The organism is Sphingomonas sp. PP-CE-3G-477, assembly GCF_003050745.1.
In the GTDB taxonomy this organism is placed as follows: domain Bacteria; phylum Pseudomonadota; class Alphaproteobacteria; order Sphingomonadales; family Sphingomonadaceae; genus Sphingomonas.
On sequence record NZ_QAOF01000004.1, the window covers coordinates 315462 to 332171 of the forward strand.

At 65.0% G+C, this 16710-nt stretch carries 18 protein-coding genes and 1 other RNA gene; 4 read left to right on the plus strand and 15 right to left on the minus strand.

Going from position 1 to position 16710, the window contains the following annotated elements; genetic code table 11:
* The first annotated feature begins 4 nt into the window (after window positions 1-4).
* Window positions 5-286 (plus strand): ETC complex I subunit, encoded by a 282-nt coding sequence (locus C8J45_RS10850; RefSeq protein ID WP_056051595.1) that lies wholly within the window; start codon window positions 5-7, stop codon window positions 284-286.
* A gap of 101 nt (window positions 287-387) precedes the next feature.
* On the opposite strand, the gene C8J45_RS10855 is transcribed toward C8J45_RS10850, so the two are convergent.
* From C8J45_RS10855 to C8J45_RS10870, 4 genes are read right to left on the minus strand one after another with little or no spacing between them, the layout of a single operon-like run.
* Entirely contained in the window at window positions 388-891 is a 504-nt protein-coding gene (locus C8J45_RS10855) for an NUDIX hydrolase (RefSeq protein ID WP_107963230.1), read from the minus strand.
* Window positions 888-1553 carry a TPM domain-containing protein gene (locus C8J45_RS10860; protein ID WP_107963305.1) on the minus strand — a complete coding sequence of 222 codons (666 nt, stop codon included), beginning with the start codon at window positions 1551-1553 and terminating at the stop codon, window positions 888-890. The genes C8J45_RS10855 and C8J45_RS10860 overlap by 4 nt, the downstream gene beginning before the upstream one ends.
* A 1-nt stretch (window position 1554) precedes the next feature.
* The gene (locus tag C8J45_RS10865; RefSeq protein ID WP_107963231.1) at window positions 1555-2391 is read right to left on the minus strand and encodes a YgcG family protein; all 837 of its coding nucleotides are present in this window, start codon (window positions 2389-2391) and stop codon (window positions 1555-1557) included.
* Between the two features lie 10 nt (window positions 2392-2401).
* Entirely contained in the window at window positions 2402-2998 is a 597-nt protein-coding gene (locus tag C8J45_RS10870; RefSeq protein ID WP_056051590.1) for a LemA family protein, read from the minus strand.
* 103 nt (window positions 2999-3101) lie between these two features.
* Here C8J45_RS10870 and mscL point away from each other — a divergent pair, with 103 nt between their 5' ends.
* Window positions 3102-3572: a large conductance mechanosensitive channel protein MscL gene (gene mscL / locus C8J45_RS10875; protein WP_093398784.1), complete on the plus strand. Its 471-nt coding sequence runs from the start codon at window positions 3102-3104 to the stop codon at window positions 3570-3572.
* Between the two features lie 147 nt (window positions 3573-3719).
* Here mscL and C8J45_RS10880 read toward each other — a convergent pair whose 3' ends face one another.
* Window positions 3720-4151 carry an Rrf2 family transcriptional regulator gene (locus tag C8J45_RS10880; RefSeq protein ID WP_107954747.1) on the minus strand — a complete coding sequence of 144 codons (432 nt, stop codon included), beginning with the start codon at window positions 4149-4151 and terminating at the stop codon, window positions 3720-3722.
* 121 nt (window positions 4152-4272) lie between these two features.
* Between C8J45_RS10880 and ssrA the strand changes: the two genes are divergently transcribed.
* Window positions 4273-4628: a transfer-messenger RNA gene (ssrA, locus tag C8J45_RS10885) on the plus strand.
* A gap of 169 nt (window positions 4629-4797) precedes the next feature.
* On the opposite strand, the gene C8J45_RS10890 is transcribed toward ssrA, so the two are convergent.
* From C8J45_RS10890 to C8J45_RS10920, 7 genes are all read right to left on the minus strand, one after another.
* Window positions 4798-5982, minus strand: a complete 1185-nt coding sequence (locus C8J45_RS10890) for an acyltransferase family protein (RefSeq protein WP_146168608.1) — start codon at window positions 5980-5982, stop codon at window positions 4798-4800.
* Window positions 5973-6797 carry a GDSL-type esterase/lipase family protein gene (locus C8J45_RS10895; protein WP_107963233.1) on the minus strand — a complete coding sequence of 275 codons (825 nt, stop codon included), beginning with the start codon at window positions 6795-6797 and terminating at the stop codon, window positions 5973-5975. The genes C8J45_RS10890 and C8J45_RS10895 overlap by 10 nt, the downstream gene beginning before the upstream one ends.
* A 113-nt stretch (window positions 6798-6910) precedes the next feature.
* A complete protein-coding gene (locus tag C8J45_RS10900; RefSeq protein WP_107963234.1) occupies window positions 6911-7279 on the minus strand; it encodes a response regulator in 369 nt (122 codons plus the stop codon).
* Window positions 7280-7419: 140 nt separating this feature from the next.
* Window positions 7420-9834: a polyribonucleotide nucleotidyltransferase gene (gene pnp, locus C8J45_RS10905; RefSeq protein ID WP_107963235.1), complete on the minus strand. Its 2415-nt coding sequence runs from the start codon at window positions 9832-9834 to the stop codon at window positions 7420-7422.
* Between the two features lie 223 nt (window positions 9835-10057).
* Window positions 10058-10327, minus strand: coding sequence for a 30S ribosomal protein S15 (gene rpsO / locus C8J45_RS10910; RefSeq protein WP_055881152.1), 270 nt, complete (start codon window positions 10325-10327; stop codon window positions 10058-10060).
* A gap of 18 nt (window positions 10328-10345) precedes the next feature.
* Window positions 10346-11371 carry a tRNA pseudouridine(55) synthase TruB gene (truB, locus tag C8J45_RS10915; protein WP_107963236.1) on the minus strand — a complete coding sequence of 342 codons (1026 nt, stop codon included), beginning with the start codon at window positions 11369-11371 and terminating at the stop codon, window positions 10346-10348.
* Between the two features lie 64 nt (window positions 11372-11435).
* A complete protein-coding gene (locus tag C8J45_RS10920; protein WP_107963237.1) occupies window positions 11436-12011 on the minus strand; it encodes a thymidine kinase in 576 nt (191 codons plus the stop codon).
* A 178-nt stretch (window positions 12012-12189) separates the two neighbouring features.
* Here C8J45_RS10920 and C8J45_RS10925 point away from each other — a divergent pair, with 178 nt between their 5' ends.
* Window positions 12190-12603 carry a DUF7010 family protein gene (locus C8J45_RS10925; RefSeq protein ID WP_146168609.1) on the plus strand — a complete coding sequence of 138 codons (414 nt, stop codon included), beginning with the start codon at window positions 12190-12192 and terminating at the stop codon, window positions 12601-12603.
* On the opposite strand, the gene rbfA is transcribed toward C8J45_RS10925, so the two are convergent.
* The 3 genes from rbfA to C8J45_RS10940 all read right to left on the minus strand — a co-directional run bounded on the left by rbfA (window position 12600) and on the right by C8J45_RS10940 (window position 16704).
* Window positions 12600-12995, minus strand: coding sequence for a 30S ribosome-binding factor RbfA (gene rbfA / locus C8J45_RS10930; protein ID WP_107963239.1), 396 nt, complete (start codon window positions 12993-12995; stop codon window positions 12600-12602). The genes C8J45_RS10925 and rbfA overlap by 4 nt on opposite strands.
* A gap of 119 nt (window positions 12996-13114) precedes the next feature.
* Complete coding sequence (infB, locus tag C8J45_RS10935; protein ID WP_107963240.1) at window positions 13115-15970, minus strand: translation initiation factor IF-2; 2856 nt, start codon at window positions 15968-15970, stop codon at window positions 13115-13117.
* Window positions 15967-16704, minus strand: coding sequence for a DUF448 domain-containing protein (locus tag C8J45_RS10940; protein ID WP_107954755.1), 738 nt, complete (start codon window positions 16702-16704; stop codon window positions 15967-15969). Before C8J45_RS10940 ends, infB begins: the two co-directional genes overlap by 4 nt.
* Window positions 16705-16710 lie beyond the last annotated feature (6 nt).

The following is a 16710-nucleotide window of genomic DNA, read 5'->3' on the forward strand; positions in this document are numbered from 1 at the left end:
GCTCATGCCAACCGCCCGTATCTTCCAGCGCCCCAAGAACGCCATGCAGTCCGGCAAGCACCGGACCGACGCCTGGCAGCTCGAATTCGAACCCTCGGAGCCCAAGCGCCCCGACCCGCTCACCGGCTGGGCCGGCAGCGGCGACACGCGCGACCAGCTGCGCCTGCTGTTCCCGACTGCAGAGGCGGCGATCGCGCACTGCGAGCGCGAGGGGTTCGGTTACACCGTCGTGCCCGCGCCGCAGAAGACGCTGAAGCTGCAGAGCTACGCGGATAACTTCAAGTAAGCTGGGAGGGAGCGGCGCTAGGCCCTCCCGCACCTCCTTGTTCTCCCGCGAAGCCGGGAGCCCAGTCTGGGTCCCCGCCTTCGTGGGGAAACAGGCATTGGTTAGAGGATCGAACCCGCCAGGATCAGCAGCATCTTGGTATCGATCGCCACGCCAGCGGCCCGCTTCTCGGCCACGAACGCCGGCACGTCCGCCAGCGGCACCCGGTGCACGGTGATGTTCTCGTCACCATCACCGCCCCCGTCGCTTACCTTCGTCAGCCCGGTCGCGCGGACCAGCGTGAAGCATTCCGACGTCATCCCCGGCGACGAGTAGAACACGCTCAGATCCTCGATCGCGTCTGCGCGGTAGCCGGTCTCTTCCTCCAGTTCGCGTCCGGCGGCGACCGCGACGCTCTCGCCCGCGGTCTCGTCACCGACCAAGCCTGCCGGTAGCTCCAGGCACGCCCGCCCGAGCGGCACGCGAAACTGCTCCACCAGGATCACGTCGCCCTCGTCGATCGCGACGATCACGGCCGCCGCGATCTCGCCCTGGCGCGCGGCGAATTCCCACGTGCCTTCGGTCTGCACGGTCAGGAATTTCCCGGCCCATACGGTCTTGCTCATAGTTCGATCAGCCTGTCCGGAAGCTCGTTCACCGGCGCACCGGTCCGCGGGAAATGCTCGGCGAGCACCGTCCCGATCTGCGCGACCGCATCCGCCATCCCGTCGGCGGGGCGATCGTCGCGCACGCCGGCGAGCACCGCCGCCATCGCCGCGCCCCAGGTCTCGTTCGGCACGCGCGAGTGGATCGCGTCGTCGGCGATGATCTCCGCGCGGTGCTCGGCAAGCGACAGGTACAGCAGCACGCCGGTCGAGCCCTTGGTGCGCTTCTCCGCGCCCGCACGAAACAGGAGCAGAGCCCGCCGCCGCACCCGCCGCGCCTTGGTCGCACCCGGCGTCAGCGCGAGTCTTGCCGGAGTCCACGCCAGCACCAGCCGTACGCCCAGGAACACCAGAGTCACCAGCACCAGCGCCACCACGTACAGCGCACCCTGCGGTGCTGCCTGCCAGGGATCGACCAACGCGTAGATATGGTCCGCCGCGACCGGATGATATGCGAGCAGCGCCAGCGTCAGCAGCATCGCCAGCACGCCCCAGTGCATCGACACGTCGTGATACGCATCGGACTGCCGCGCGACGATCGTCACGATCTCGCCGGTCGTCGCGGTCTCTGCCTGCGTGACTGCCGCGGTGACTCGGTCGTGGTCGGTGTCGCTCAACCGCATGTCACCATCCCCCCGATGCGCCGCCGCCGCCGCCGGATCCACCGCCACCGCCGCCAAAACCACCGCCGCCCCAGCCGCCGCCCCAGCTTCCGCCACCGCCACTACCGCCGCCACGGGTCATCGCATCGGCAATGCTCCACAACACGATCGGCAAGGCGCCGCTGCCACCGCCGCGGCTGCCACCATCGACGTAATGCTTGCCGCCCGCGCGCCGCGAGATCATCGGAATGACGATCGCCGCGAGCACGATCCCGAAGAAGATCAGCCCGATCGGCACGCCGCCGCCGCTGCTGGTCTTGCGCGCGTGCGTCTTGTCATACTCGGCCGCCGCGGCCGTAACCTTCGCGCGCGCTTCCGCATCGGGCAGCGCGAGCTGGTCCGCCACCGCGTTCGTCCCCGCGACGATCCCGCCGGGAATGTCGCCCGCCTTGAAGCGCGGCAGGATCTGCTGGTTGATCACCACGCTGGAGAACGCGTCGGTCAGCACCGGCTCCAGGCCATAACCGACCTCGATCCGCACCTTCCGGTCGTTCGGCGCGACCAGAAGGATCGCGCCGTTGTTCGCGTCTTTCAGCCCGACGCCCCAGCTCCGCAGCAGGCTATTGCCGTAATCCTCGATCGGATAGCCTTCGAGATCGGGCACCGTCGCGACCACCAGCTGGTTGCCGGTCGTCTTTTGCAGGTCGTCGAGCCGCTTGGTCAGCGCCGCTTCCTGATCGGGCGGGATGACGTTCGCCGCATCGACGACGAAGCCGGTGAACTTGGGAAGCGTCTGCGCGGTTGCGGCGCCGCTTCCCAGCAGCACCGCGAACGCCAGCGTCAGGAGACGGCGGAGCATGATGCCCCGATCAGCTCGCGTTGCCGAAGTTCACCGTCGGCGCGGTCTCGGCGCCCGGCGTGGTCGCCGCGAACGGCACCATCGGCTTGGCACCATAGAAGATCTTCGCGCCGACCGCGTCGGGGAAGGTGCGGATCTTGGTGTTATACGCCTGCACCGCGCCGTTGTAATCGCGTCGCGCAATCGTGATGCGGTTCTCGGTGCCCTCGAGCTGGCTCATCAGCGTGGTGTAGTTGGCCTGGCTCTTCAGCTCGGGATACGCCTCCTGCAAGCGCTGGAGCGATACGCCGACCGCACCCTGGACGCGCTGATACTGCTCCATCTTCGCCGGATCGGAGAGATCGGCGGCCGACACCTGCACGGAGTTCGCAGCGGAGCGTGCCTGCGTCACCTGGACGAGGATATCCTTCTCCTGCGCGCCCGCCGCCTTCACGGTCGCGACGAGGTTGGGGATCAGGTCCGCGCGGCGTTGATAATTGTTCTGGACGTCGGCCCAGCGTGCCTTCGCGGTCTCTTCCGCGGTCGGGATGCTGTTGATCCCGCACCCGGCCAGCGCCGATGCGAGGAGGATCGCGGCGGTACCGCGGGCGATTGGGGCACGTGACATCGGGGCTCTCCTGAATACCTGTGTCACCCTCATAGGACAGTCCGCAGGGTTGGCGAAACCGAAATCGATGGTTAGCGTCGGTGGGGCAACAGAGGGGGCGTAGATGCTCAAGGAATTCAAGGCGTTCATCATGCGCGGCAACGTGCTCGATCTCGCCATCGCGGTGATCATCGGCGCGGCATTCGGCAAGATCGTCACGTCGCTGACCGACGACGTGCTGATGCCGGTGATCGGCAAGATCTTCGGCGGGCTCGATTTCTCGAGCTATTTCTGGCGGATGGGGCCGGTGCCGGCGAACTATGCGGGCTCGCTGAGCGATTACGCGGCGTTGAAGAAGGCGGGCGTGCCGCTGCTCGGCTATGGCGCGTTCGCGACGCAGCTGGTCAATTTCGTGATCGTCGCGGGTATCATCTTCATGATCCTGCGCGTGGTGAACCGGACGGCGGCGCTGATCGAGCGCGAGACGGCGCGGTTGAAGCGTGAGGAAGAGGCGGTGGCCGTTGCGCCTGCGCCGGAGCCGGTCGAGATCGCGCTGCTTCGCGAAATCCGCGACGAGTTGAAGGCGCGGGGGTGATGTATTTGTCCCTCTCCCCTGCGGGGAGAGGGAGGGAGGAGCCGCAGGCGACGGAAGGGTGAGGGGCTTGAGGCACGGGACGGGATCCCAACTCCCCCTCATCCGGCGCTGCCGCGCCACCTTCTCCCCGAGGGGAGAAGGATAGAGTTACGCTGCTACCAGTTCCTCGGCGTTCGCATCCGCCAGGCTCGTGCCGTCCAGGATCCGCGCGGTCTCGTCGCGTACGCGCATCATCGCAAAGCGGATCGCGCAGTCGGCTTCACTCTTGCAATCGAGACACGGGCGGTACGCGGTCCGGCTTACGCACGGCACCAGCGCGAGCGGGCCCTCGATGATCCGGATGATCTCGCCCAGCGAAATCAGATGGCTCGGCCGTGAGAGGCGGTAGCCGCCCATCTTGCCGCGATGGCTGTGCAACAGGCCGGACTCGCGCAGGTCGGCGAGGATCAGCTCGAGGAATTTGCGCGGCACGTTCGCCTCGGCGGCGATCCGGGTCATCGGGATGGGAGGGCCACCGGCGGGGGCGCCGCCAAGGAAGATCATCGCGCGGAGCGCGTAGCGGGAGCGCTGCGTCAACATAATGTAGGTTGCTATGCACGCGCTTTGTGGCGAGCGGAAGGCGGTTTGGCACGCTGTGTGCTAACCCGTTGGAGATTTATCCGAAGCCGCGCAGCCAACACGCCAGTCTTTTCAATTGGCCGGGCTTTTCAGATCGATGCGGCCCCCCTATATCGGACATGCCGTCGGGGGAATCTTCTCTTGGCGGCTATGGCGATAAACCGTGGCGTGTCATAGACACAGCGGACCCGGGGGCAGTACCCGGCGACTCCACCACCGCCCTCTTCGCAAGAGGGGGACGATGACGGGGTCGAACTAGGATCGACGTGTGTTCAACGACGCTATGTTTCGCTCGGAATGGGACCACCGCAACGGCCCATACACAAGTGCCAACGATAACGAAGCACTCGCAATTGCCGCATAACTGACGGTCTAACGACCTAAGTTATACGGACGAAAGCGCGGTTCGGGCCACACCGGGCAACAGAAGTGGACACCGGCGGTACGGGGGGCACCGAGCAACAGAAGCTCCCCACTCAACCGTAGTCAGATCGAGCCATCCGTCCGCTATTGTGCCGTACGCGCTGTCGTAGTGGCAGGTACGCCCACGCGCGCAGAGTACGGGATCGATCCTCGGCCGTCATGATGTTCGCCATTCAAGCCGCCTTCAGACCAAGACCGGCAGAACAGGCTCGACGGCACGCGGAAGCCGTCCGTTGATCAAAAACGCGACGACGGCAAATCGTTCGACCAGCAGGACATGCGCGGCGTACGCGACGACGGATCCTGCGGCGATTGCGATGATGAACTCCACATAGGGGTTCCAGGCGACGTCCATGAGAACGATCTTGGTCACCACGATGATCGGAAAGTGCAGGATGTAGATCGTGAAAGAGGCCTCTGCGAAGCGGCTTACAAGTGACGGGATAGCGCGGATTGCGCCGGCGGACCGTAAGATGAGAACCGACGCGGCGGGCGGGCACGCGGACATCCCGATTATTTCCACCATATCGCTGACCAGCATCCGTCGCGCCGGATCAACCATTGCACTGAGGCCGCCGAACCAGACCGCGTAAAGGCCGCATGTAGCGAGCAGGATGATGGTGGGCATCTGGAACGAGACGGTCAGGGTTCGATACAAGTTCGGTGAACGCGCCAGCAGGAATCCCAGTAGGTAGAACGGCGCGTAGCCCATGATAAGTGGCACCTGCGCCAGCGCCGCTGCGTAGGGCGAGCCACTATATCCCGCGAGAATGGTGCGTGTGACCGTCATCAGCGTATAGCAGGTGATCGCCGCGCCCAACAGGATGACTGTTTGTGCGCAGCGCCTGTCACTGGCCCCATCCTTCATAAATAGTCTGTCGATCGTGCCGATCACGTCCTGCCGGTGATCAAACTGATGGAGCGCATAGCTGAGGGGGGCATAGGCCAGCAGGGCAGCGAGGAACCACAAATGGTACCAGTCATGCGCCAGGGGAAATGGCCAGCCCAACCGATCCGGTGGATCGCCGAACATCATGCCAATCAGCGGGCAAATCACCAGCAAGCCGACCAGCAAAGGCACGCCGATCTGCACGCTTCGCAGGCCGAGCCATGCGAGCGGCGAAGACCTGCGTGCGAGGGCGTAGCCACAGAGCAGCCCGGATATCAGCATGAAGCTGCCCATCCGGAAGGCATGCGATATCAGGGGTATCGCCCCCAGGACGGGAATATTCTCGAGGCCCATCACGGCGTGCAGTACGACGCCGGCAAGCATCAGGACGGCTCGCCAGAACGCCAAACCTTCGATCCTGCCGCCCGGGGAAGGCGTGATTGTGCTGAATTTTATGGAAGCGGTTGCTGTTATCGCCACGTGCCGGATCGGGCAGCGACCATTGCCCGGTCGCAGCCGGGGATCGGTGCGCGCCGAAGAACGGCATTTAGCGATGGCCGAATCGCAGCGGTCAGTCTGGCGTAACCGGCCGGATTCAGATGAATGCCATCATCGACGTAGAAGTCACCTGGACGGTGGTTCACCAGGAATAGCGGGACGACGTCGACGAAGGTCATGTCCGGCCTCTGCGCTGCCAGGGTACGCATCGCGGTATTGACGGTGGTCTGCTCGGGAAGATTGCCCCACCGTGCCGGCGTCGGCTTCAATGCGACGACGATCACCGGAATGTCGCCCCAGCGGCGCGTTTTCAGTGCCAGGAACGCCCGCAGGTTCGCAATGTCGTCCACCGCGCGGGCGCCATTGGCGATATCGTTTTCTCCTGCGTAGAACACGATCGCACGGGGAGGGACTGCACGTGGCTCGTTGCCAGCCATCTGGATCAACTCGGGCATCATCGCGCCGTTGACGCCCCGATTGCGTACTGCCAGCGGGGCCATGTCGTCCGGCAATGTCGCCCATTTATGGATCGTCGAACTGCCGACGAACCAGATGCTACAGCGATCGACGGCACCGCGGCCAGGCAATGTCGCGGATGCTGCGCGCGTCGCGGCACGGGACTGCATGAACAGAATCGCGCCACCGAAAATGACCGCGAACACCGTCACGGCGAAAGCGAATTTGCCTAACGACGCCCGCCAGGTTTCGCCATCGCCGGCGGCGGCGGCGGCGGCGGCGGTGGCGGCCGGTATGCCGGTTATCCGCTGGTGATCAATTTCGTCGTCGCCTCGCGCCACTGCGCCTCACCCGTTGTCAGGAAGCCCGGTCTAGAGGGTGAGAATGAGGTAAAGGTTAAACGATGATCGGGTTTGTCGAGGCTACCGACTGCCGATCCGGCATTGCCTGAAGATCAGTCGATATGTTCGTGCAGGATGCGGCTCAACTGAGCACCGGTGAACGGCTTGGCGATGAAGCGAGCGGCGCCGGGCAAGGTCGCTGCCGAAATGTCGCCTGCGCCAGACGTCACGACGATCGAGATATCCGGACGACGATCGTGGACTGCCTTGGCCAGGCCTACACCATCCAGCGCACCCGGCATTTTGATATCGGTGAACAACGCGCCGATATCGGGACGTCGATCAAGACATGCGAGCGCATCGGACGCGTTGCCAGCCTCGACGACCTCGAAACCGGCATCTTCAAGCGCAAAGTATGAATGGACCCGGACCAGCGGGTCATCGTCGACGACGAGTATGACAGATTTGCGAATGGCGTTCATATCGGTTCGAACATCCGGCATGCTGCTCCGTTCCGATATTAATCGTCTTCTCGGGACAGAACGGGGCAAAGCGAGCCTGACATGAGAAAGGGGCCCGGTTTCCCGAGCCCCTCGATCATTTGCCGTTACGCGGCAAAGGCTTAGTCGCGATCGCCGGTCAGGAAGGCCGGTGCGAACTCGGGGGCCTTGTCGCCGTCGGTGCGTGCAGCACGCTCGCCGCCGCCGTTGCCGCCGCCATCGCGACGCGGACCACGGCCACCGCCGTTGCCGCCTGCGTCACGGCCGCCATCGCCGTCACGACGCGGGCCGCGCGAGCCACGATCGCCGCCGCCTTCGCCGCGCGGACCACGACCGCCGCCACCGTTGCCGGCATCACGACCGCCATCGCCGTCACGACGCGGACCGCGCGGACCACGATCGCCACCCTCACGGGGCTCACGAGCAGGACGCGTGTCTTCGAGCTCTTCGCCGGTCGTCTGGTCGACGACGCGCATCGACAGGCGAACCTTGCCGCGCGGATCGATCTCGAGAACCTTGACCTTGACCTCCTGGCCTTCGGTCAGGGCGTCCGAGACCTTCTCGACGCGCTCGTTCTTGATTTCGGACACGTGGACGAGACCGTCCTTGCCACCCATGAAGTTCACGAACGCCCCGAAATCGACCAGGTTGACGACCTTGCCGTCATAGACCTTGCCGACTTCGGCTTCCTCGACGAGGCCTTTGATCCACTTGATCGCGGCTTCGATCTGCGCGGGGTCGGACGACGACACCTTGATCACGCCCTCGTCGTCGATGTCGACCTTGGCGCCGGTCTGCGCGACGATCTCGCGGATCACCTTGCCACCGGTGCCGATGACTTCACGGATCTTCGACTTGTCGATCTGGAAGCTCTCGATGCGCGGTGCGTGCGCCGACAGTTCCTCACGGGTGTGGTCGAGCGCCTTGGCCATCTCGCCCAGGATGTGCGCGCGGCCTTCCTTGGCCTGCGCCAGCGCCTTGCCCATGATCTCCTCGGTGATGCCGGCGATCTTGATGTCCATCTGCATCGTGGTGATGCCTTCGGACGTGCCAGCGACCTTGAAGTCCATGTCGCCGAGGTGATCCTCGTCGCCGAGGATATCCGACAGAACCGCGAAGTTCTTGCCCTCGAGGATCAGGCCCATCGCGATACCCGACACCGGACGCTTCAGCGGAACGCCCGCATCCATCATGCTCAGCGAACCACCGCAGACCGTCGCCATCGACGACGAGCCGTTGCTCTCGGTGATGTCCGACAGAACGCGGATCGTGTACGGGAACTCTTCCTTGGTCGGCAGCACCGGGTGCAGCGCGCGCCATGCGAGCTTGCCGTGACCGACTTCGCGACGACCCGGCGCACCGAAGCGACCGACTTCACCAACCGAATAGGGAGGGAAGTTGTAGTGCAGCATGAAGTTTTCGTACGAAAGCCCGTTGAGACCGTCGATCATCTGCTCCGCGTCACGCGTACCGAGCGTGGTGGTGCAGATCGACTGCGTCTCGCCGCGCGTGAACAGCGCCGAGCCATGCGTACGCGGGAGGAAATGCACCATAGCCTCGATCGGACGGATCTGCGTGGTGGTGCGGCCGTCGATGCGGGTGCCGTCCTTGAGGATGGCGCCGCGGACGATCTCCGCCTCCAGCTTCTTCATCAGCTTGCCGGCTGCCATCTGGTCCTGCGGCGACGCGTCCGCAAACGCGGTCTTGCCCTTCGCACGAGCGGCATTCAGCAGGTCCGAGCGCTTGGACTTGTCGGTCACCTTGTAGGCGGCCGCGATGTCTTTGCCGATCAGCTTCTTCAGCTTGTCCTTGGCGGTCGACAGGTCAGCCTGCTCGGCCATTTCCCAAGGATCCTTGGCAGACTTCTCGGCCAGATCGATGATCAGGTTCGCGGCTTCGCGGCAGGCCTTGTGGGCGAACTGCACGGCGCCGAGCATGATCTCTTCCGAAAGCTCCTTGGCTTCCGATTCGACCATCATCACGGCCTGGCCGGTGGCGGCGACGACGAGGTCGAGCTCGCCAGCCTTGGCTTCCTCGAGGGTCGGGTTGAGGATGTACGCGCCATCGACGTAACCGACGCGGGCTGCGCCGATCGGGCCCATGAACGGCACGCCCGAGATCGTCAGCGCTGCCGACGCCGCGACCATCGCGAGGACGTCCGGCTCGTTCTCGCCGTCGTACGACAGAACCTGGCAGATCACGTTGATCTCGTTGTAGAAACCCTCTGGGAAGAGGGGACGGATCGGGCGATCGATGAGACGGCTGGTCAGCGTCTCCTTTTCGGTCGCGCCGCGCTCACGCTTGAAGAAGCCGCCGGGAATGCGGCCGCTTGCGGAGAACTTCTCCTGGTAATGGACGGTGAGCGGGAAGAAATCCTGCCCTTCCTTGACGGTCCGTGCAGCCGTCACGGCGCACAGAACGACGGTCTCGCCGAGGGTGGCGAGGACTGCGCCGTTTGCCTGGCGCGCAACGCGGCCGGTCTCGAGCGTCAGCGTCTTGCCGCCCCACTGGGCGCTTACGGTCTTGGTATCGAACATTCTTTTTCCTTCACTCCAAACGCCAGATGCGTTTGGGGCCTATGTGCGGGCTTAGCCGGCCCGCGGCGGTGTGGGATGAATTGTCATCCCGGAAGGGGTGGCCGAATTGCCGCCCCTCCAGTTCCTTGTTCCCCCGCGAAGGCGGGGGCCCAGTCTGGACTCCCGCCTTCGCGGGAGAACAACCCTATATACGAAAACGGCCCCCCGAGGGGAGCCGTCTAAGTTACTTGCGGAGACCGAGCTTCGCGATCAGATCCAGATAGCGCTGGCCGTCCTTGTGACGGAGATAATCCAGCAGCGTCCGGCGCTTGTTGACCATCATGAGAAGACCACGACGCGAGTGGTTGTCCTTCTTGTGGCCCTTGAAATGCTCGGTCAGGTTCTTGATGCGCTCGGTCAGGATCGCGACCTGGACTTCCGGCGAACCGGTGTCACCCTCGGCGCGCGAATGCTCCTTGACGAGCTCGGTCTTGCGTTCAGCGGTAATCGTCATGAATTCATGTCCTCGACATCACAGATTGAAACCGCGAACGACCCGGACGTCTCCGTCCTCGACCTCGACCAGCGCGACCGGGACAGCGTCCAGTTCGGCGAAGTATTGGCCATCGTCTGCGGCGATCCCGGCCAAGATACGCCCCTGTCGGAGCGCCCCTGCCTGGTCGGGGGTGAGGGAGAGAGCCGGGATGTCGTCCAGCGCCACCCTCAAGGGCAGAAGTACATCTTCAAGCGCGGAGGCCTTAGCGAGTTCGTCCAGTTTGTCCAGCGATATCGCGGATGTGAGGTCGAACGGACCGGCCTTGGTCCGGCGCAGCATGGTGACGTGGCCGACGGTGCCGAGGGTGATCGCGATGTCGCGGGCGAGGGAGCGGATGTAGGTGCCCTTCGACACATGCGCGGTAAGCGTGATCTCATCGAGCGGCATGTGGGGCAGGGGCTCGTCCTGCAATTCCTCCCCGGCACGGGGAGGGGGACCGCCGTCCGCTTGGACGGGGGTGGAGGGGGGCTCGCCACCAACGGTACGTTCGCGGAAGCCCCCCTCCACCAGCTGCGCTGGTCCCCCTCCCCGTACCGGGGAGGATAGCGAATGGATCGTAACATTCCGGCTCGCGAGCACCACCTCGTGCCCGGCCCGCGCCAGATCGTAAGCCCGCTCCCCGTCCACCTTCAGCGCGGAATACGCCGGCGGCACCTGCGAAATAGGCCCGGTAAACTGCGCAAGCACAGCCTCCACGGCAGCGAGAGTCGGCCGCACGTCGGACGTAGCAATACTCACGCCTTCAGCATCGAGCGTGTCCGTCTGAACCCCAAACATTACCGTAAAATCATAAATCTTGTCGCTATCGAGCATCCGCCCAGCCAGCTTGGTCGCCTCCCCAACCGCGATCGGCAGAACCCCGGTGGCAAGCGGATCAAGCGTCCCCCCATGCCCCACCTTGAACTTCCCATACCCGCCGCTGCGCAAGGCACGCTTCACCGCCGACACCCCCTGCGTCGAGCCAAGCCCCAGCGGCTTGTCGAGAATGATCCAGCCATGCATGCGCGTAAGTCCTAGAATTCAATTGAGGCGGGAGCAGCCACCCATCTACGGGGAGGGGTGAAGCCTACCCCAAAGCCTCACAAAAATGCCGCCGACACAGCGCGACATAGCGATCGTTCCCGCCAATCTCAGTCTGCTGCCCCTCGGCAATCGCCCGCCCGTTCCCATCGACCCGCAGGTTCATCGTAGCTTTCCGCCCACACCCGCAAACCGACTTGATCTCCACCAGCGAGTCCGCGAGCGCCAGCAACCGCGCCGACCCAGGAAACAGCGCCCCCTGAAAATCGGTCCGCAGCCCGTACGCCAGCACCGGTATCCCAAACACGTCGCAGATATGCGCGAGTTGATCGACCTGCGCGGACGTCAAGAACTGCGCCTCATCCACCAGCACGCATGAAATAGCGTCCTCGCCGTGCTGCCGAACCACGCAGGCCCCGATATCCGTCCCCGCATCGAACGCGATCGCCGGCGCCTCCAGCCCGATCCGCGACGTGATCGTCCCCGCCGCGAACCGGTCGTCGATCGCCGCGGTGAACAGCATCGTTCGCATCCCCCGCTCGCGGTAGTTGAAGTCCGCCTGCAACAGGTTCGTCGACTTCCCCGCGTTCATCGACGCGTAGTAGAAATACAGCTTTGCCATCGGACGTCTCTAGGCGCGCGCCAAGGGATGCGTCCACTGTGCGGATGGACATTGCACGCCCACACGATACCATCGGTCACGATATCGGGGGATTGTAATGCGCGGTGCCATCTGGGTTCTCAATATCTTCGCAGCGATCTGGGGTACTATCGGTTTCACCGGGTTCGGATGGCCCGCAATGGCTGTCCCAATCGTGATCTCGACTGCGTTGATCGTTTGGGCAAGCCGGGTACCGTCGCCTGTACGGACAGCGGCGGAAGCCAAGCGCATTGGTCGGCTGATCGGAGCCTGGACCGCTGTTCAGGGTGTCGCGATATTCGCGACGTTCGCACTATGCCCCAGGTTCGGGATCCCCGATGCCGCGGTCCCGATACTGGCGATCATCGTCGGGCTGCACTTTCTGCCGCTCGCGCGCGGCATACCCATGCCGGTCTACTACGCTACCGGGTCGGCGATGATCGCGGCGGGTGCAATCGCGCTGTTGCTGCCCGCGGCGGACCGGTATTTCGCCACCGGTATTCCCTGCGCGATTATTCTTTGGGTAAGCTGCATCGCGCTTGTCCAGTGGGGACGGCGGAATGTCCTCGCCTAGCCTTCGTCGGTCGCCAGATCCCGCGCGATGTGCGGGTCACGCAGCAGCGTGTCGATGTGCGTGCCTTCGTCGAAGCTCTCGTCCGCGAGGAATTTCAGCTTGGCGGCATACCGCATCTGCACACGGTTCGCGACTTCGCGCTGGAGGTAGGCGGTGTTCGTCCGCAGCGCCTTCAGTACCTTTTCCTCGTCCTTGCCGAGCAACGGCTTCACGAAGACAGTCGCGTGGCGGAGATCGGGGGACATGCGGACTTCGGTGATCGTCACGAGGTGCTTTTCGAGCACCGGATCGTGGACGTCGCCGCGTGCGAGGATGTCCGACAAGGCATGGCGCGCCTGTTCGCCGACGCGCAACGAGCGGACGGCTTTTGCTTCTGGGGTATCGGTCTTCATTCTTCTAACTCCCTCGCCCCTCCGGGGAGAGGGTGGGGGTGAGGGGCTGCCACGAACGCTGTCGCACGATACCGCCCCTCACCCAACCCTCTCCCCGCAGGGAAGAGGGCTTCAGTTCATCAAAGCGTGCGTTCGCGCATCTCGACTTCGAACGTCTCGAGGACGTCGCCCGCCTTGATGTCGACGAAGTTCGACGTGAACGTCACGCCGCACTCGAGCCCCGCACGGACCTCGGCGACATCATCCTTGAAGCGACGCAGCGATGCGATTTCGCCCTGGTAGATGATGACGTCGTTGCGCGTGATACGTGCCTTGAGCGCCTTGCGGATGTTGCCCTCGGTGACGAGCAGACCTGCCGCCTTGCCATGCTTGCCCGCCGAGAAGACCTCGCGGATATCGGCACGACCGACGACCGTCTCGAACGCCTCCGGCCCAAGCTCGCCTGCCATCCCCGCCCGGATCTCGTCGATCAGGTCGTAGATCACGTCGTAATACTTGAACGCGACCTTCTGGCGTTCGGCGATCTCGCGTGCCTTGGCGTTCGGGCGAACGTTGAAGCCGATGATCGGTGCGCCCGATGCGGCCGCCAACGTGACGTCCGACTCGGTGATCCCGCCGACGCCCGAGCTCAGCACGCGCGCCTTGATCAGGTCGGTGGAGATCTTGTTGATCGCCCCGACGATCGCCTCGACCGTGCCTTGCGTATCCGCCTTCACGACCAGCGGATATTCGATCGCCTGCTTTTCCTTCAGCGCCGAGAACATGCTCTCGAGGCTCGCAGGAACCGAGGCGGTCCGCTTGTCGGTCTTCACGCTGCGACGATATTCCGCGACTTCGCGGGCGCGTGCCTCGTTCTCGACGACCTGGAACGGATCGCCCGCCTGCGGAACACCCGACAGACCGAGGACCTCGACCGGCATCGCCGGACCCGCTTCCTTGATCTGCTTGCCCTTGTCGTCGACCAGCGCACGGACCTTGCCGCTCTCGCCACCGACCACGAAGATGTCGCCGACCCGCAGCGTACCGCGGTTCACGAGGATCGTCGCGACCGGGCCACGGCCCTTGTCGAGCTTGGCCTCGATCACCGTACCCTCGGCCGCGCGATCTGGATTGGCGCGCAGTTCGAGCAGTTCGGCCTGGAGCTGGATCTTCTCGATCAACGCATCGAGACCGATCTTCTTGGTCGCGGAGACTTCGACGTCCTGGACGTCGCCGCCCATGTCCTCGACCACGATCTCCTCGCTCAGCAGGCGCTCGCGCACCTTCTGGGCATTGGCGCCTTCCTTGTCGATCTTGTTGATCGCGACGATCATCGGCACGCCCGCCGCCTTGGTGTGGGCGATCGCCTCCACCGTCTGCGGCATCAGGCCGTCGTCCGCCGCCACAACCAGGATGACGATGTCAGTGACGTCCGCGCCACGTGCACGCATCTGCGTGAACGCTTCATGGCCCGGGGTGTCTAGGAAGGTGATCTTCGACTTGTCCTTCAGCGTGACCTGGTACGCGCCGATATGCTGGGTGATGCCACCCGCTTCGCCGCGCACCACGTCGGTGCCGCGCAGGGCATCGAGCAGCGACGTCTTGCCGTGATCGACGTGGCCCATGATCGTGACGACCGGCGCGCGTGGGCGCAGCGTCTCCTCGGCGTCGTCGATCGTGTCGTTGGCCAGATCCTGGTCGACATCGCTGACGCGCGTCAGGTTGTGGCCGAACTCGGTGACGAGCAACTCGGCGGTGTCCTGGTCGATTGTCTGCGTCATCGTGACGGGCATGCCCATCTTGAACAGCGCCTTGACGAGGTCGGCACCCTTCTCGGCCATGCGGTTGGCGAGTTCCTGCACCGTGATCGCCTCTGGGACGACGACGTCGCGGATCTGCTTGGCCTGCGCCTCGCGCGGACCGCCCGAACCACGACGCTCCTTCTCGCGCGCACGCTTCAGCGCGGCAAGCGAACGAGCCCGTGCACCATCACCATCGCCGAGCGCGCGGTTGACGGTGAGCTTGCCCGACGTGCGACGATCGTCACCCTTGCGGTCACGCTGCTGCGGACGTGCTGGCACTGCGTCGCGACGAACGCCACCGGCCGGAGCATTGACGCCGGTCGCACCGGGGCGAGCCGCGGTCGTGCCGGCATTCGCAGCCGTGGTCGGCGCTGCGGCAGCGGGTGCTGCGACAGGCTTTGGCGGCGGCGGAGGACGCTCGGGACGCGCCACCGGCGAGAACCGGCGCGGTGCCGGGAACGCCGGGTCGCGGGTCAGTTCGAGAATGGGCGGCGGTGCCGGCGGAGCGACAGGCGCCGGCGCAGGCTTGGGAGCCGGCGCAGGAGCAGCCACTACGGGAGCGGGCTTCGGTGCAGGCGCAGGTGCCGCAGCAACCGGAGCCGGGGCAGGCGCCGCAGCAACGGGAGCTTCGACCGGAGCGGGAGCCGGCGCAGGCGTCGGTGCCGCGACCGGAGCGGGAGCGGCTTCGACCACGGGTGCCGGTGCGGGCGCAGGGGCCTCGACGGGCTTCGGCGCCTTGGCTTCAGCCTCGGCACGCGCACGATCGGCGACGCGATTACGCTCGTCCTCGATCGCCTTGGCCCGTTCGGCTTCCTGGCGACGACGCCCTTCTTCCAGCGTGTTCATGCGCTGCTCTTCAGCCTCGCGGAGCAGCTTGGCCTGGCGCTCCTGCGGCGACAGATTGCTCTGCTGCTGACGCACGGGGGCGGGCGCAGGCTGCGGTGCGCGCGCCTGCGGTGCCGGGGCTGCGGGGGCAGCCGCCGGGGCGGGCGCGGCAACCGGTGCGGCATCCGCGACCTGCACGTCGGGCTCGCCCGGACGGCGCAGGACGCGCGCGCGCTTGGTTTCCACGATCACCGTATTCGATCGGCCGTGGCTGAAGCTCTGCTTCACCTGGCCGGTCTCGACCGTGCGCTTCACACCCAAAGGTGCGCGCATGCCAAGTTTCGGCTTCTCGTTGTCCGTGTCGCTCACTCAAATTCCTCAGTCATGTCCACGGCCGGGCGTGTTCCGGTCGATCCGGACGCCTGTTGTATCGGTGGCGCCCCATTTTGTGGTGACGCCGATGCGCCCTGCGAGGCCGTTTCGCAAGACACGGAAGAAGGTTCGGGGCCGATAAAATGCAGCCAACGGTCGAGCGCTTCGCTCACCCGCTTTGCTGCAGCGCGGTCGGTCAGACCAATGTGTACCACATTTTCCCGCCCCAGCGCCAACGCCAATATGGTGCGCGATACCGGGAGTGCCAACCCCCGCAAACCCGAGCCCTCGACATCGTTGCCGATGCGCCACGCCTGATCGAGCTTGCGGTTGCCGTCCTCGGCAGCGTCGGACGCGTGATACAGCGCCTTCAGCTTGCCCTGACGTGCGTTCTGCTCGATCCGGTCGGAGCCGATCAGCACCGTGCCGGAGCGCGATTCGAGCCCGAGCCGGTCGAGCGCGTTACGCTCCAGCGCGGATTCGATCTTGGCCGGAAGCTCGGGATCGATGGTGAACTCGCCGGTCTTGAACGCGCGGGAAAGAGCGCCCTTGAGCTTGCCCTTCTTGATCGCGGCTTCGAGCTCGACTCGCGTGACACCGATCCACGCGCCGCGGCCGGGAGCCTTGGCGCGCACGTCGGGAAGGATCTGGCCATCGGGCGACAACGCGAGTCGCACAAGATGCGGCCGCACGTCGCGCTCACCCGAGAGGATGCACTTGCGAACGGGCATGTCGTC

Excerpts from the sequence above, each read along its gene's own strand:
- C8J45_RS10850 (WP_056051595.1), top strand. The coding sequence starts at position 5 with ATGCCAACCGCCCGTATCTTCCAGCGCCCCAAGAACGCCATGCAGTCC.
- C8J45_RS10855 (WP_107963230.1), bottom strand. The coding sequence starts at position 891 with ATGAGCAAGACCGTATGGGCCGGGAAATTCCTGACCGTGCAGACCGAA.
- C8J45_RS10860 (WP_107963305.1), bottom strand. The coding sequence starts at position 1,553 with ATGCGGTTGAGCGACACCGACCACGACCGAGTCACCGCGGCAGTCACG.
- C8J45_RS10865 (WP_107963231.1), bottom strand. The coding sequence starts at position 2,391 with ATGCTCCGCCGTCTCCTGACGCTGGCGTTCGCGGTGCTGCTGGGAAGC.
- C8J45_RS10870 (WP_056051590.1), bottom strand. The coding sequence starts at position 2,998 with ATGTCACGTGCCCCAATCGCCCGCGGTACCGCCGCGATCCTCCTCGCA.
- mscL (WP_093398784.1), top strand. The coding sequence starts at position 3,102 with ATGCTCAAGGAATTCAAGGCGTTCATCATGCGCGGCAACGTGCTCGAT.
- C8J45_RS10880 (WP_107954747.1), bottom strand. The coding sequence starts at position 4,151 with ATGTTGACGCAGCGCTCCCGCTACGCGCTCCGCGCGATGATCTTCCTT.
- C8J45_RS10900 (WP_107963234.1), bottom strand. The coding sequence starts at position 7,279 with ATGAACGCCATTCGCAAATCTGTCATACTCGTCGTCGACGATGACCCG.
- pnp (WP_107963235.1), bottom strand. The coding sequence starts at position 9,834 with ATGTTCGATACCAAGACCGTAAGCGCCCAGTGGGGCGGCAAGACGCTG.
- rpsO (WP_055881152.1), bottom strand. The coding sequence starts at position 10,327 with ATGACGATTACCGCTGAACGCAAGACCGAGCTCGTCAAGGAGCATTCG.
- truB (WP_107963236.1), bottom strand. The coding sequence starts at position 11,371 with ATGCATGGCTGGATCATTCTCGACAAGCCGCTGGGGCTTGGCTCGACG.
- C8J45_RS10920 (WP_107963237.1), bottom strand. The coding sequence starts at position 12,011 with ATGGCAAAGCTGTATTTCTACTACGCGTCGATGAACGCGGGGAAGTCG.
- C8J45_RS10925 (WP_146168609.1), top strand. The coding sequence starts at position 12,190 with ATGGCTGTCCCAATCGTGATCTCGACTGCGTTGATCGTTTGGGCAAGC.
- rbfA (WP_107963239.1), bottom strand. The coding sequence starts at position 12,995 with ATGAAGACCGATACCCCAGAAGCAAAAGCCGTCCGCTCGTTGCGCGTC.
- C8J45_RS10940 (WP_107954755.1), bottom strand. The coding sequence starts at position 16,704 with ATGCCCGTTCGCAAGTGCATCCTCTCGGGTGAGCGCGACGTGCGGCCG.